Source organism: Streptomyces sp. cg35 (assembly GCF_050410835.1).
Lineage (GTDB): Bacteria > Actinomycetota > Actinomycetes > Streptomycetales > Streptomycetaceae > Streptomyces.
In genome coordinates this window covers 1,007,652-1,022,311 of sequence record NZ_CP191268.1, presented here as the reverse complement: position 1 = coordinate 1,022,311, position 14,660 = coordinate 1,007,652, and the positions used below count along the sequence as shown (strand labels likewise).

Below are 14,660 nucleotides of genomic sequence, written 5' to 3'. Positions count from 1 at the left end.
GGGCCTTGACTCGCCTTTGTCCTCGTACGTGGATGCGTAGGACGAAAATCCCCCCGAAAACGACCCCTGCGCGGGTCCACTCTGTCCAGGGAGCCTGGTCGATGACACGGAGCACACGCCGGACGCGGCGGACGGCGGTCCTCGTGGCCGCCTTGATCGGACTGGGCGCGGGCTGCTCCGCCCCGGCCGGCGAACCGGCCCGCACACCGGGTCCGCCCACCGCGACGGGGGCCACCGGCCGCCCCGCCCCGTCCGCGGCCCGCGGCTTCACCCTCGTCGCGTCCGGCGACGTCCTGCCGCACACCTCGATCATCGACAAGGCCCGAGCGGACGCGGGCGGCGACGGCTACGACTTCCGCCCCATGCTCGCCGGCGCGAGATCGGTCGTCGCCGGGGCGGACCTGGCGATCTGCCACATGGAGACGGTGTACGGCGCGAACGGCGACTACAGCGGCTACCCGGCGTTCAAGTCCCCGCCGCAGGTCGCCGCGGGCCTCAGGGCCACCGGATACGACTCCTGCTCCACGGCCTCGAACCACACCCTCGACGACGGCGCCGACGGCATCGCCCGCACCCTGGGCGCCCTCGACCGGGCCGGCGTGAAGCACGCGGGCTCCGGCCGCACGGCCGCCGAGGGGCGCGGCCCGGCCTGGCTGCGCGCGGGCGGCGCCAAGGTCGCCCAGCTCGCGTACACCTACGACACGAACGGCTACCCGCTGCCCCAGGGCCGCCCCTGGGCCGTCAACCTGATCGACCGTCAGCGGATCGTGGCCGACGCCCGCGCCGCCCGCAGGGCGGGGGCCGACGTGGTCGTCGTCTCGATGCACTGGGGGACGGAGTGGCAGGACGAGCCGGACGCCCGGCAGCTGAGCCTCGGCAGACAGCTCACCGCGTCCCGCACGAACGGCCGCCCCGACATCGACCTGATCCTCGGCACCCACGCGCACGTCCCGCAGGCGTACGAGAAGGTCAACGGCACCTGGATCATCTACGGCATGGGCGACCAGATCGCCGGCGAGATGTTCACCTACGACGGCGCGCAGGACGCCCGCGGCAACATGGGCACGATCGGCCGCTTCCGCTTCGCCCCGCCCGCCCGCGCGGGGGAGCGCTGGCGGGTGACGAAGGCCGAGTTCGTCCCCGAGTGGTTCGACCTCGGCCCCGACCGTGTCGTGAACCTGAACCGCGCCATCGACCAGGGCGCCGACGTCGAGGGCATCCGGGACCGGATCCGGAGCGTCGTCCTCAGCCGGGGCGCCGCGAAGGACGGCCTCGTCATGGGGAAGTAGGCGCTTCCAGCCGCAGCAGCAGGCCCCGTCCCGGTGCGACCCGGACGGGGCCTCCCGCCGGGTACGAGCTCGCCTCCTGGAAGCCCTCGACCGCGGGCGCGTGGGCCTCGACCGCCCTGCCGTCCAGGGTGATGCGGCACTCCACAGGCTCCGTCGCCCAGGACGCGAGCGCCACCGTCGTGCGCCCGTCGCCGCTCCGCCAGGTCGTCGCGAGCACGTCGTCGTGCCCGGTGCGCACCGCCGGGTCGCCCGCCCACCAGCCGGTCATCTCCGCCTGCGGCAGGCCGAGTTCGTCGAAGGCGCGCCACAGCGGGCGCACGTCGGTCATCGGGGCCCGCGCGGTCATCCCGAACACCAGCCCGCGCCACGGGTTCCCGCCGCCCTCCAGCATCTCGCCCATCAGGCCGAACGGGATGCCGGACACCTCCACGAGCCAGTACGCCGGATCGGTGCCCTCGTAGTCGAAGAGCTCGCCGAGCCACAGCCGGTCGACGTAGGGCAGAAGCTCCGCGTACAGATTGGCACTTGAGGCGAAGCCGTCCGGGGCGCGGTACTGGTTGCACGAGTGCAGGTCGACCAGCGGCGGGGTCTCGCCCGAGGCGCTGAGGGCCTTGCGGACCCGCTTCATCGTCACCCGGTCGTACGCGACGTCGTCGAGATACAGGCCGTCCGCGCCGATGTGCTCGCGCAACCGCCGGATGCCCGCCACGTAGAAGTTGTGCCAGCGGGACTCGCCGGTGGTGACCACGGCGACGTCGCGCACGTCCGGCGCGACCCAGCCCGGCACGTGCGTGTCACCCAGGTGCTCCTGGAGCCAGGCGTGGCCGCCGCCGGGGCCGGCCGCGAGCACCTCGTCGCCGAACGACGCGAGCACCGGCAACTCCGGTGTGTGCCGAGTCAGTTCGCGCACCGTGTCGTAGACCTTCACCCGGACGCCGAGCGCATGTGCCCGCTCGGTGTAGGCGCGCAGCCGGTCGGCGGCGAGCAGAGGGTCGTTGATGTACGGGTTCGGGGGAGTGGCGTGGTGCAGGTTGACGACGTTCGCGCCGTAGTCCGCGACCTCTTCCGGCGCGGCGTACGCGTGGAAGTACCGCTCGGTCAGCTGCCGCCCCGGATCGATGGGCTTGAACGGCGTGAGCAGCAGCCGCAGTTCGAAGCGCCGGCTCTCCCCGGCGCGCAGCCGCACGGGCCCGCTGTGCGCGGTCAGGGTGCGCACGCCGTGGGCCGTGCGCAGCCGCAGCCCGCCGAGCCCGTCGTCGCCCGCCCAGGAGCGGGGCGTGACGAGGGGCTTCTCCCGGTAGTAGTTGGTGTTGAGCGGGCGTTCGTAGTGCTCGTCGCGCAGGGAGAGCTGGAGCCCCGCGTGCGTCGTGCCGAGCCACAGCGCGTCCTGGTTGCGGGTCGGGGTGTCCCACGTCCAGTCGTACGTCTCCGGGCAGACGCGACCCGTCAGGCCGAGGCCCATCACGTACCGGGCGATGTCCTCGTGGACCGGCACCTCCAGGCGCACGTCGGGCAGCTCGACCTCGGCGGTGGCCTCGACCGTCGCACGGACGACGAGGAAGCCGTCCGCCTCCAACTCGCCCTCGGTGTGCAGCAGTACACCGTCCCCGTCGGCCCGCGTCGACCAGCTGACGCGGGCCGGACCCGGCTGCTCCACGGTGAGGGAGCCGGACTTCACGGCGCGTCCGAGATCCAGGCGGACCGGCGCGGCGAGCACCTCCCGCGCGGGGCCATCGGCCGCCGTCACCGCCGGGGTGAACGTGGAGACCAGCCGGTGCGGGAGGCCGTCCGGACCGAGGTGCACGGTGCGGCCCAGGATGTCCAGGCGGTGCCCGCCGTCCGGTGCCGCCCCGGCGCGGACCGGGGTGAAGGGCGGCACCGGCTCGTCGTCGTGCCCGGCCGTCGAGTCCAGCCACGCCAGCCGGGCCAGCCGGTGCGGCTCACCGGCGCCGCCGTCGGGCAGCAGCCGGTCGGTCACCGTCAGCCGGACCGGCAGCACCCGCTCGGCCCTGCCCTCGGCGCGGACCGCCACCTCGCCCTCGTACCGCCCGGGCCCGGTGTCCGCCGGGACGTCCGCGAGGAACCACAGGGCGCACACCCCGCCCGCGGCCACATCGACCCGCCGCTCGAAGGCGCGGCCCCGCGCGTCGATCCCGCCCAGGCTGAGGCAGCGGACCGCGAACGGCAGCCCTCGCACCGCCACCCGCACGTCGGCGAGGCCGGCGGCCCCGGCGTACACGCCGACCTGGAACGCGTAGGACTCGCCGCGGTCCGCCGTCCCCTCGAACGGGGCGAACGCGGCGCCGCGCGCCCACCGCGCGGGCACCTGCCCGTAACGGCCCAGCGGGTGCGCCCGGTCCTCGCCGAACAGCAGCAACTCGGCGTCGGGAAAGTCGAGTTCCAGTGCCCTGCGCTCCGCCGCCGTCGCCGCGAACCCCAGCGGGGCGAACGAGTCCACCGCGCTCGCCGCCTCGTAGCGCAGCGCCCGGGCCCGCGGCAGTCCGGCCCAGGACTGCGCCGGCCGGTCGAGGCCGTGCTCGTGCACCCACTGCGGGTCGGCGGTCCGTGTCGGTTGCCGGTAAGCGGCCTGCGGGTAGTAGGCGCGGCCCGTGTGCGCGTACGGCAGATAGTGCACCGCGTACGTCCCCGGGCCCTCGACGGGCTCGAACGCGATCCGGCCGACCTCGGCGGTCACCTTGACCGCGAGGGTGTTGCGCACCCGCCGGCCGGACGGCGCGCGCACGATCACATCGACGAGCGCCGGGTCCGGATCCTGGCGCCGCCACGGCACCTCCACCGCGCACACCGGGCCTGCCGCCTCGGCCCGTACGAGGATGCGGTGGTTGCCGTACACGTCGGCGTCCCAGTCGCCCACGCCGCACGTGAGCTCCGGATGGCCGTGCCCGGCGGCGAGGTCGAGATGCTGTCCCGCGAAGTGCTCACCCATGCGTGGTCCCCCAGGGGCGCGTTTATTAGGTAAGTTGCTCAATCACTCCGGGTCACCCTGGGGAGTCACCGATCATGCTGTCAAGGGGGACGCCTTGGATCGGGGAGAGCCGCAACCATGAAATCCACGCACCACGCCAAGAGTGGTGATCCTTCACTGCTGCGCCGCCTCAACGCGGCCGCGGCCCTGCGCGTGCTGCGCGAGCGCGCGGAGATCACCGTGCCCGAACTCGCCGCGCTCATCGGCGTGTCCCGGCCCACCGCGCAGGACCTGACGGCCCAACTCCTGCGCGAGGGCCGCCTGGTGGAGCTGGAACCGGGCATCGGAGGGGTCGGCAGACCGGCCCGCCGGTTCCGGTTCCGCGCCGAGGCCGGACATGTCATCGGCGTCGACATCGGCGCCCACAAAGTGCTCGCGCTCGCCGCCGACCTGCTCGGCCGCACCGTCGCCACGTACCGCGTGCCCGTCACACCCGAACTGTCCGCGCCCGAGCGCCTCGACGCGGTGCGCGCCGCCATCCGGGGCTGTCTCGCCGGACCCGACGCGGTGGGCGTGCGCCCGCTCGCCACCGGGGTCGGCACCAGCGGCATGGTCGACACCGCGGGCCGTGTCGTCACCGTCAGCGACTCCCTGCCCGGCTGGAGCGGCGTCGACCTCACGGCCGAACTCGCCGGCACGGCACCGGGCACCGTGATCGTGGGCAACGACATCCAGCTCGCCACCCTCGCCGAGGGCACGGCCGGGGTCGCCGCCGACGCCGACGACTTCCTGTACCTGTACGTCGGCAACCGGCTCGGCATCGGTCTGTGGCTGCACGGCGGGCTGCACCGCGGCCACCACGGCGCCGCCGGCGAGATGGTCGCCGGTGACGGCTGGACCACCCCCTACCGGCGGCTGCTCGACTGGTTCGCCGGGCACGGCGGAGAGGCGCGGCCCACCCGGGAGAACGCGGCCCGCGCGGTCGTCGCCGCCGCCGCGGCCGGCGACGGCGGAGCCGCGTACACGCTGCGCGCGTTCGCCCACGCCCTCGCCGAGAGCCTCGCCCGGCACGTCGCCGTGCTCGACCCGGGGTCGGTCGTCCTCGGCGGCGGCATCTCGCGCGCCGGAGCCCTGCTGAGCGAGCCGTTCGCCGAGCGACTCGCGGCCCTCAGCCCCTGCCCGCCGACGGTACGGACCTCCACGCTCGGCGAGGAATCGACCGCAATCGGGGCAGCCCGTCTCGCACTGGAACACATCGAGCACGCCGCGTAGAAAAGTCCAAGACCCGCCGACGAAGAGTCCAACTCTCCGGGGCCGGGAGGCGGTTGACGCGTCTTCCGGCCCCTTCCATGATGACTCTCCACTTCAGCAAGTTGCCTTCCAAATTGGCGATCCCGTCCCGTCGGTGGGAGAACGTGTGTCATCCCCTGCAACTGAGCGGCGCCCACGCGCCGCCTCGCCCCCCGTGGCCACGGCGCAGCCCGCCGCCGACCGCAAGGTCAGAAGCCGTCCACCGCTCGGGCGCCGGATCCGCAACAACTGGGTGATGCTCGCCCTGATGGCGCCCGGCCTGCTGTTCTTCGTGGTGTTCTTCTACGTCCCGATGCTCGGCAACATCGTGGCGTTCGAGGACTACCAGCCGTTCATCGGCTTCAAGGACAGCGCCCTGGTCGGCCTCGCCAACTTCCAGGAGCTCTTCGCCGACCCCGCCTTCTGGGAGTCGGTCCGCAACACGCTCGCCTTCGCCGCCCTCCAGCTGATCTTCTTCTTCCCGGCCCCGCTGGCCCTCGCGCTACTGATCAACAGCCTGGTCTCCAGCCGCGTGAAGAAGTTCGTGCAGAGCGTCGTCTACCTGCCGCACTTCATCTCCTGGGTCCTGGTGGTGGCCCTCTTCCAGCAGGTGCTCGGCGGCGCGGGCCTGATCTCCAACTTCCTGCGGGAACACGGGCTTTCGGCCCTCGACGTGATGACCGACCCCTCCACCTTCCCGATGCTGATCACCGCACAGGTGATCTGGAAGGACATCGGCTGGGGCATGATCATCTATCTCGCCGCGCTGGCGAGCGTCGACCAGAGCCTGTACGAGTCCGCCGCCGTCGACGGCGCCGGGCGCTGGCGCCGCATGTGGCACGTGACCCTGCCCGCGGTGCGCAGCGTCACGATCATGCTGCTCGTGCTGCGTCTCGGTGACGTGCTCTCGGTGGGCTTCGAGCAGTTCCTGCTCCAGCGCGACGCGGTCGGCGCCCGTGCCGCCGAGGTCCTCGACACGTACGTCTACTACCACGGCGTGGTCTACGGCGACTGGGGCGTCGGCGCAGCCGCCGGCCTCGTCAAGGGCGTCGTCGGCGCCCTGATGATCTGGGGCGCGAACCGGCTCGCCCACGCCTTCGGAGAGCAAGGGGTGTACTCCAAGTGACCTTCTCCCTGCCTCTGTTGAGGCCCCGGCCCGAGGACGTGCGACCCGCGTGGGAAGAGGAGCCGTCGCGGCTCGGCAAGGCGTCGAAGGCGGTCGTCCTCGCCGTGATCTGCGTCGTGATGATCCTGCCGTTCCTCACGGTCCTGTCGACCAGCCTCGCGTCGCGCAAGGAGATCACGGAGTCCGGCGGCTTCGTCCTCTTCCCGACGGACCCGAGCTTCGAGGCGTACACGACGATCCTCTCCGGCGGCCTGGTCACCCGCGCCGTCCTGGTGAGCATCGGCATCACCGTCGTCGGCACGACCCTCTCGCTCCTGACGACCATCGGCCTCGCCTACTCGCTCTCCAAGCGCGGCGTCCCCGGCAGCAAGCCGGTCCTGCTCCTGGTCCTGTTCACGCTGCTGTTCGCGCCCGGCATGATCCCCATGTACGTCCTCGTGAAGGAGCTCGGACTCCGCGACTCCTACTGGTCGTTGATCCTCCCGGGCCTCATCAACGCCTTCAACCTCGTGGTCATGCGGGCGTTCTTCATGAACATCCCCGAGGAGCTGTACCAGGCGGCCCGCATCGACGGCGCGGGCGACTGGCGGATCCTGACCCGCATCGTTCTCCCGCTGTCCAAGGGCGTCATCGCGGTCGTCGGCCTCTTCTACGCGGTCACGTACTGGAACGCCTTCTTCAACGCGATGCTCTACCTCGACGACTCCGGCAAGTGGCCCATCCAGGTCGTGCTGCGCAGCTACGTCGTGCAGGGCAAGTCGATCACCGGCGACCAGCTCGGCGTGAACCACATGGCGCCCGCCCAGTCCATCTCGATGGCCGTGGTGATGCTGGCGCTGCTGCCGATCCTGCTGCTCTTCCCCTTCCTGCAGAAGTACTTCAGCAAGGGTGTGCTGACCGGCGCCATCAAGGGCTGACCCGCCCCGCGCCGCCCACCTGCCCTCCCCATTCTTGGAGTTGACCCATGAGCACCGGTCTGTCCCGACGCCACTTCCTCGGTCTGAGCACCGCCGTCGCGGCGGGCGCCGCCGCCCCCTTCCTCACCGGCTGCGGCTCTTCCACGGCGGGCAAGGGCGAGGCGGCCTCCGCGAAGGTGAAGCTGCCGACGTACGTCCCCTTCACCAAGGTCAAGCCCGACCTGCCGCCCAACGCCAAAGGCCTGTCGGCCGGCTTCCTCTCGTACCCGAAGGAGCTCGTGCAGAGCGTCGCCAAGGTGCCCGGCGACGGCTCGGGGGTGTCGATGCTCACCGAGATATGGGTGCAGCCGCCCACGCCCAAGGGGTCCAACGCCCACTGGAAGCAGGTCAGTCAGAAGCTCGGCGTCGACCTGTCCGCCATCCTCGGCACGGACCCCGGCTACGAGGAGAAGTTCCCGGCGATCGTCGCGGGCGGTGATCTGCCCGACCTGATGTGGATCCCGCCGAACCAGGGTCTGCAGCACATCTCGCAGCTGCTGGAGTCGAAGATGGCCGACATCACGGAGTACGTCTCCGGCGACGCGGTCAAGGACTACCCGAACCTCGCCAACATGACTCCGGCCCACTGGAAGACGGCCGTCGTCAACGGCAAGATCTGGGGCGCCCCGAGCCCGTACCCCGCCCTCGGCCAGGTCTACGCCGGCAACCCGGACATCTGGGCGAAGGCCGACGGCTTCTCGGCGTCGAGCACCGAGGAGTTCATGGACAAGTGCAAGGAGGTCACGGGCGGCAACGTATGGGCGCTCGAACCGATCTACGTGAACGCCGTGAGCGTGCTGAGCCAGTGCTACGGAGCGCCCAACAAGTGGGGCCGCGCCAAGGACGGTTCGGTCACCTTCTGGATGGAGTCGGAAGGGTTCCTGGAGGCGCTGAACCTCGTCGTCAAGCTCAAGAAGGCGGGCGTCTTCTACCCCGGCGACCCGAAGATGGCGGACGCGTACCTGAAGCTCGCGCAGGGCCGCATCGGCGCGTGCGTCTACGCGAACCCGTTGGGCGCCCGCAAGGACACCCGCACCAACGACCCGAAGCTGGCCGCCGAGATCCTCGTCCCCTTCGACGCCGACGGGCACAAGGCCAACGCCCATCTGCACGCCTTCGGCACCATCGGCTACACCGCCATCAAGAAGGGCAGCGAGAAGCGCGTACGCATGCTCCTCGAAGTCCTCAACTACCTTGCGGCGCCGTACGGGACGAAGGAGCGGGAGTTCCTGGAGTTCGGCGTGGAGGGCACCGACTTCACGTACGACAAGGACGGCTATCCGCAGCGCACGAAGAAGGGCAAGCAGGAGGTCGAGGGCCTGTGGAGCGGTCTGACCACGGCCACCACCGCCCCCTATGTCCTCGCGCCCTCCAGCTTCCCCGGCACCCACGGCGTCCAGGACGTCCGCGACATCTACGGCGTCGAGCAGCAGCTCCTGAAGACCGCGGTCCCGAATGCCGCGGTCGGTCACTACTCGGACGCCTACACCGAGCACTACGGCCGCCTGTCGACCGAATCCGGCGACCTCGTCAACGACATCGTCGCCGGCCGCAAGAAGATCAGCGAGTGGAAGCCGTTCTGGCAGGAGTGGGGCCCCAAGGGACTCGACCAGATGAAGCAGGAGTTCCAGAAGTCCCTTGAGGCGAGCGGGGAATGACTAGTCGGTGGACGAGCGGGCGAGCTCGGACCTCTTGTAGGAGTACCCGAAGTAGATCCCGAGCCCGATGACGAACCACACGGCGAACCGCACCCACGTCTGCCACTGCAGGAACGTGATCAGCCAGATCGAGAAGACGACACCCACCGCGGGCACGACCGGCATCCCCGGCGTGCGGAAGGTGCGCGGCAGGTCCGGCTGCCGGTAGCGCAGCACGATCACCGCGACGCACACCACGACGAACGCCAACAGGATCCCGATATTGGTCAGTTCGGCCGCCTCGCCGATCGGCAGGAAACCGGCGATGGCGGCCGACGCGACCCCGACGATCCACGTCACGCGCGTCGGCACGTGCCGCGTCGGGTGCGTCTTCGCGAACCACTTCGGCAGCAGCCCGTCCCGGGACATGCTGAACCACACCCGGGTGACACCCAGCATGAACGTGAACATCACGGTCAGGATGCCGATGATGGCGCCCACCGCGATCACGTCCGCGAGCCCGCTCAGTCCGGCCGCCTTGAACGCGGTCGAGAAGCCGCTCTCCGGATCGATGTCCTTGTAGTTCTGCATACCGGTCAGGACCAGGCACGCGAGCACGTACAGCACCATCGAGATCGCGAGGGAGTAGAGGATCGCCTTCGGCATGTGACGCTGCGCGTCCTTCGACTCCTCCGCCGCCGTCGACATGGCGTCGTAGCCGAACACCGCGAAGAAGACGGTCGCCGCACCGGTGAACGCGCCGCTGACCCCGAACGGGAAGAACGGCGTGTAGTTGCCCGTGTTGATGTGGAAGAAGCCCACCCCGATGACGAGCAGCACCACGAGCACCTTGAGGACGACGACGATCGTCTCGAAGCGGGCCGCGTTCCTGATCCCGAGCGTCAGCAGGTACGCGATGAGCAGGCACAGCGCCGCGGCGAACAGGTCGACCTTGTGGCCGTCGCCGGTGCCGGGCGCGCCCAGCATCCAGTTCGGCAGGTCGATGCCCATCTCGCCGAGCAGGAAGCTGAAGTAGCCGGAGATGCCGATCGCGACGACCGCGACGATCGCCGTGTACTCCAGGAGCAGGTCCCAGCCGATGAACCAGCCGGCGAGCTCGCCGAGCACCGCGTAACCGTACGTATACGCCGATCCGGCCTTCGGGATGAGCCCGGCGAACTCGGCGTAGGAGAGGGCGGCCGCGGCGCTCGCCACACCCGCGATGAGGAAGGAGATCAGCACGGCGGGGCCGGCCGTACCGTTGGCGACGGTGCCCGCGAGGGTGAAGATGCCCGCCCCGATGATGCCGCCCACGCCGATCGCGGTGAGCTGCCCCAGGCCCAACGAGCGGGTGAGCTGGGACCGTTCGCCGCCCGCCCCGCCCTCGGTGTCCTCGATCTGTTCGATGGGTTTGCGGCGCAGCACGCCCTGTCCCATGCGCGGTCGTGGGGGAACGGCCATGAGCTCACCTCTTCGCAGACGTGACGGCTGACGGCCGATCATGATGCACCCGTGGCGACGGCGAGGGAAGACGACGCGCCTTGTGGGGCCGGGCGGTCGTTACGGAACGACGGTGACCGGCCAGCGCCCCGCCTTCACCAGGCGTACGGCCACCGAGCCGACGATGCGGTGCCCGGCCTGCTCGGACGCGCCGACCACGACGGCGTCGGCCGTGAGCTCGTCGGCGGCGGTGACCAGCCCGTTGAACGGGTCGCCGCGGAACGTGTGGAACTCCCAGCGCACGTCGTATATGTCCTTCACCCGCTCCGCCGCCTCGCGGATCTCCGCGATGAGGCCCTCGGCGATCTCGTCGGTCGTCTCCGCGACGGGCACGCCGAGCGCGGCGCCGGCCGCCATCACGGGCTGCACATAGACGACGGCGAGCAGGGCGCCCTGCCGCCTGGCCAGGCCTCCGGCATATGCCGCCGCCCGGAACGAGGAATCGGAGCCGTCGACTCCGACCACGATCACCTTGGGCCCGTCCGTACCGCGCTCGAACTGGTGTGGCTGCTGATCGGTCACGCGCAGAGGTTAGCGGAAACCCCCAGGTGAGGGGACCCGTGGGGCAGAACGGATCTCTCGGTTCCGAGATCTTCACACGTATCCCGACAGGCGGCCGCACCCGACCCTTCCTAGAGTCGGAACCATGACCTCAGCCGCGCCGGACACCGAGGCCGGGGCCGCGGGCCGCACCCGCGAGGGCCGCCTCGGCCGCGTCCCGGAGATCTTCGCGACGTTCTTCGGCACCCTCGGTCTCTTCTGCGCCCTGATCGCCCTGATCGCGCCGCTGCGCCACTTCCTGCGACCGGTCACCCGCTTCCTGGACACGCTCACGGTCCCGGTCAGCGCGAACCTCGCCTACGCCGCGTTCCTCTTCCTGCTCGCCGGAGCGACCGCGGCCCGCAAGAAGGTCGCCTGGTGGCTGGTCACCGTCTACTTCGGGCTGCTGCTCGCCGTCGACGTGCTGGGCGTCTGCCTCGGCCTGTTCGCCGATTCGCTCCCGTCGCTCATCGTGTGCGGCATCGCGTTCGTGGTGCTGCTGCGGGCGCGCCGGGAGTTCTCCGCGCAGTCGCGGCGCGGCTCGGTCCGGCGGGCCTTCGCCGTGCTGCTCGTCGGGCTCGCCGTGGCGATCCTCGTGGGCTGGGGCCTGGTCGCCCTGTTCCCGGGGACCCTGCCGGCCGGCCAGCGCCTGCTGTGGGCGGCCGACCGGGTCTGCGGCGGCCTGGTCTCGGGCGGCACCTTCGACGGAAGACCGCCCCGGCCCCTGTACTTCCTCCTCGGCCTGTTCGGCGCGCTCGCCCTGCTGAACGCCTGTGCCACCATGTTCCGCTCGCAGCGCATGGAAGCGGCCCTGCACGGCGACGAGGAACCCCGCATCCGCGCCCTCCTCGGCGCCTACGGGTCCCAGGACTCGCTCGGCTACTTCGCGACCCGCCGCGACAAGGCCGTGGTGTTCTCGCCCAGCGGCAAGGCGGCCGTCACCTACCGCGTGGAGGCCGGCGTCTGCCTGGGCAGCGGCGACCCGGTCGGCGACCGGGAGGCCTGGCCGCACGCCATCGGCGCCTGGCTCGACGTGGCCCGCCGGCACGGCTGGTCACCCGCCGTCATGGGCGCCTCCGAAGAGGGCGCCACCGCGTTCGCGCGGGCCGGGCTCGGCGCACTCCAACTGGGCGACGAGGCGATCCTGTACGTCGCCGACTTCGACCTGAACGGCCGCGACATGCGCGTCGCCCGCCAGGCCGTCGCCCGTGTCCGCCGCACCGGCGCCACCTGCCGGGTCCGCCGCCACGCCACCCTCACCGACGAGGAGATGGAGGCGATCGTCGACAAGGCCGACGCCTGGCGCGACACCGAGACCGAGCGCGGCTTCTCCATGGCGCTCGACCGGCTCGGCGACCCCCAGGACGGCGACTGCCTCCTCGTCGAGGCGCTCGACGACCAAGGACGCCTGCTCGCCCTGCTCTCCCTCGTGCCGTGGGGCAAGGACGGTGTCTCCCTCGACCTGATGCGCCGGGACCGCAGCGCGCCCAACGGCGTCATGGAGTTCATGATCGCCGAACTGTGCGAGGCGGCGGGCCGGTTCGGCATCCGCCGCATCTCCCTGAACTTCGCCGTGTTCCGCTCCGTCTTCGAGGAGGGCGCCCGCATCGGCGCGGGCCCGGTCCTGCGCCTGTGGCGCAGGCTGCTGCTGTTCTTCTCCCGCTGGTGGCAGCTGGAGGCCCTCTACCGGTCGAACGCCAAGTACCGCCCCGAGTGGTACCCGCGGTTCATCTGCTACGGCGAGACCGCCTCGCTCGCCCGCATCGGCCTGGCGTCCGGCATCGCCGAGGGCTTCGTCTCCGTACCCTCGCTGCGCAAGCTGTGGGGCAAGGGCCACCGCCCGGCCGGCGTCACCACGCCCGCCACCACGGCGGGCCTGCCGCCCATCGAGGCCCTCGACCTGCACACGGCGGACACGGCACCCGCGTCCCGGCTGCCCGACCAGATCCGGGTACGCCACCGCAAACTCGACCGGCTCCGCGCCGCCGGCATCGACCCGTACCCCGTGGGCGTCCCCGCCCGCACCCACACCCTCGCCGATGTCACCGAGGACCTGACGGGCCACGAGGTCACCGTCGCCGGGCGTCTCATGCTCGTCCGCGACTTCGGCGGGGTCGTCTTCGCGACCCTGCGGGACTGGTCGGGGGACCGCCAACTCGCCCTCACCCGCGACCGGTCGGGCCAGGAGCTCCTCGACGCCTTCACCACCGGCGCCGACATCGGCGACCACCTCACCGCGACCGGCGAGGTCGGCGCCAGCGACAGCGGCGAACTCACCGTCTTCGTCACCGACTGGCGGCTCACCGGCAAGTGCCTGCGCCCGCTGCCCGACAAGCGCCGCGGCCTCGCCGATCCCGAGGCCAAGGTCCGCCGCCGCTACCTCGACCTCGTCGCGAGCCCCGACGCCCGCGACGTCGTCCGCGCCCGCTCCACCGCCGTCCAGGCACTGCGCCAGGGCCTGCTGGAGCGCGGCTACCTGGAGGTCGAGACCCCGATGCTCCAGCAGATCCACGGCGGCGCCAACGCCCGGCCCTTCACCACCCACATCAACGCCTACGACCTCGACCTCTACCTGCGCATCGCCCCCGAGCTGTACCTGAAGCGGCTGTGCGTCGGCGGCCTGGAGAAGGTCTTCGAGATGGGCCGCACCTTCCGCAACGAAGGCGTCTCCTACAAGCACAATCCCGAGTTCACGATGCTGGAGGCCTACCAGGCGTTCGCCGACTACGACGTCATGCTCGATCTCACCCGCGAACTCATCCAGGGCGCCGCCACCGCCGCCTTCGGCTCGCCGGTCGCCCGCAAGGACGGCACCGAGTACGACATCTCGGGTCCCTGGCCGGTCAGGACCGTGTACGGGGCGATCTCCGAGGCGCTGGGGCAGGAGGTCGACGCCGACACGGAGCTCGACGCCCTGCGGCGCCTCTGCGACCGCGCCGACGTCCCCTACTCGCCGGACGACGGCCGCGGGGACGTCGTCCTGGAGATGTACGAGCGCCTCGTCGAGGAGAAGACACAACTGCCGACCTTCTACAAGGACTTCCCGACCGACGTCTCCCCCCTGACCCGGCAGCACCGCACGGACCCGCGCCTCGCCGAGCGCTGGGACCTCGTCGCCTTCGGCACCGAACTGGGCACCGCGTACAGCGAGTTGACCGACCCCGTCGAACAGCGCCGCCGGCTCACCGCCCAGTCGCTGCTCGCCGCCGGCGGGGACCCCGAGGCCATGGAACTCGACGAGGACTTCCTCGACGCCCTCGAATACGCGATGCCGCCCACCGGTGGCCTCGGCATCGGCGTCGACCGGCTCGTCATGTTCCTCACCGGCCGCACCATCCGCGAGACCCTGCCCTTCCCCCTGGTCCGCCGCCGCTGAACGGGTGCTTTCGCGCGTCC

Annotated in this window: 9 protein-coding genes; 6 read left to right on the top strand and 3 right to left on the bottom strand. The window is 71.3% G+C overall.

Annotated features, from left to right (window positions below):
- Nucleotides 1-101: 101 nt before the first annotated feature.
- Entirely contained in the window at nt 102-1,289 is a 1,188-nt protein-coding gene (locus ACQUQD_RS04985) for a CapA family protein (protein ID WP_428950698.1), read from the top strand.
- Here ACQUQD_RS04985 and ACQUQD_RS04980 read toward each other — a convergent pair.
- Nucleotides 1,276-4,236: a glycoside hydrolase domain-containing protein gene (locus ACQUQD_RS04980; RefSeq protein WP_428950697.1), complete on the bottom strand. Its 2,961-nt coding sequence runs from the start codon at nt 4,234-4,236 to the stop codon at nt 1,276-1,278. The two genes, ACQUQD_RS04985 and ACQUQD_RS04980, sit on opposite strands and share 14 nt — an antisense overlap.
- Before the next feature lie 117 nt (nt 4,237-4,353).
- Between ACQUQD_RS04980 and ACQUQD_RS04975 the strand changes: the two genes are divergently transcribed.
- The 4 genes from ACQUQD_RS04975 (at nt 4,354) to ACQUQD_RS04960 (ending at nt 9,245) form a co-directional block, all read left to right on the top strand.
- Nucleotides 4,354-5,487 carry an ROK family protein gene (locus ACQUQD_RS04975; protein ID WP_428950696.1) on the top strand — a complete coding sequence of 378 codons (1,134 nt, stop codon included), beginning with the start codon at nt 4,354-4,356 and terminating at the stop codon, nt 5,485-5,487.
- A gap of 274 nt (nt 5,488-5,761) precedes the next feature.
- Nucleotides 5,762-6,631 (top strand): ABC transporter permease, encoded by an 870-nt coding sequence (locus tag ACQUQD_RS04970; RefSeq protein WP_428957455.1) that lies wholly within the window; start codon nt 5,762-5,764, stop codon nt 6,629-6,631.
- Nucleotides 6,628-7,548 carry a carbohydrate ABC transporter permease gene (locus tag ACQUQD_RS04965; protein ID WP_428950695.1) on the top strand — a complete coding sequence of 307 codons (921 nt, stop codon included), beginning with the start codon at nt 6,628-6,630 and terminating at the stop codon, nt 7,546-7,548. Before ACQUQD_RS04970 ends, ACQUQD_RS04965 begins: the two co-directional genes overlap by 4 nt.
- A 47-nt stretch (nt 7,549-7,595) precedes the next feature.
- Nucleotides 7,596-9,245: a hypothetical protein gene (locus ACQUQD_RS04960; RefSeq protein WP_428950694.1), complete on the top strand. Its 1,650-nt coding sequence runs from the start codon at nt 7,596-7,598 to the stop codon at nt 9,243-9,245.
- Here ACQUQD_RS04960 and ACQUQD_RS04955 read toward each other — a convergent pair whose 3' ends face one another.
- A complete protein-coding gene (locus tag ACQUQD_RS04955) occupies nt 9,246-10,685 on the bottom strand; it encodes an amino acid permease (protein ID WP_428950693.1) in 1,440 nt (479 codons plus the stop codon).
- A gap of 99 nt (nt 10,686-10,784) precedes the next feature.
- Nucleotides 10,785-11,246: a universal stress protein gene (locus ACQUQD_RS04950; protein ID WP_428950692.1), complete on the bottom strand. Its 462-nt coding sequence runs from the start codon at nt 11,244-11,246 to the stop codon at nt 10,785-10,787.
- Between the two features lie 124 nt (nt 11,247-11,370).
- Here ACQUQD_RS04950 and lysX point away from each other — a divergent pair, with 124 nt between their 5' ends.
- Nucleotides 11,371-14,640, top strand: coding sequence for a bifunctional lysylphosphatidylglycerol synthetase/lysine--tRNA ligase LysX (gene lysX, locus ACQUQD_RS04945; protein ID WP_428950691.1), 3,270 nt, complete (start codon nt 11,371-11,373; stop codon nt 14,638-14,640).
- Nucleotides 14,641-14,660: the final 20 nt, after the last annotated feature.

Coding starts and splice junctions, on each gene's coding strand:
- ACQUQD_RS04985 (WP_428950698.1), top strand. CDS start 102: ATGACACGGAGCACACGCCGGACGCGGCGGACGGCGGTCCTCGTGGCC.
- ACQUQD_RS04960 (WP_428950694.1), top strand. CDS start 7,596: ATGAGCACCGGTCTGTCCCGACGCCACTTCCTCGGTCTGAGCACCGCC.
- ACQUQD_RS04980 (WP_428950697.1), bottom strand. CDS start 4,236: ATGGGTGAGCACTTCGCGGGACAGCATCTCGACCTCGCCGCCGGGCAC.
- ACQUQD_RS04970 (WP_428957455.1), top strand. CDS start 5,762: ATGCTCGCCCTGATGGCGCCCGGCCTGCTGTTCTTCGTGGTGTTCTTC.
- ACQUQD_RS04955 (WP_428950693.1), bottom strand. CDS start 10,685: ATGGCCGTTCCCCCACGACCGCGCATGGGACAGGGCGTGCTGCGCCGC.
- lysX (WP_428950691.1), top strand. CDS start 11,371: ATGACCTCAGCCGCGCCGGACACCGAGGCCGGGGCCGCGGGCCGCACC.
- ACQUQD_RS04975 (WP_428950696.1), top strand. CDS start 4,354: ATGAAATCCACGCACCACGCCAAGAGTGGTGATCCTTCACTGCTGCGC.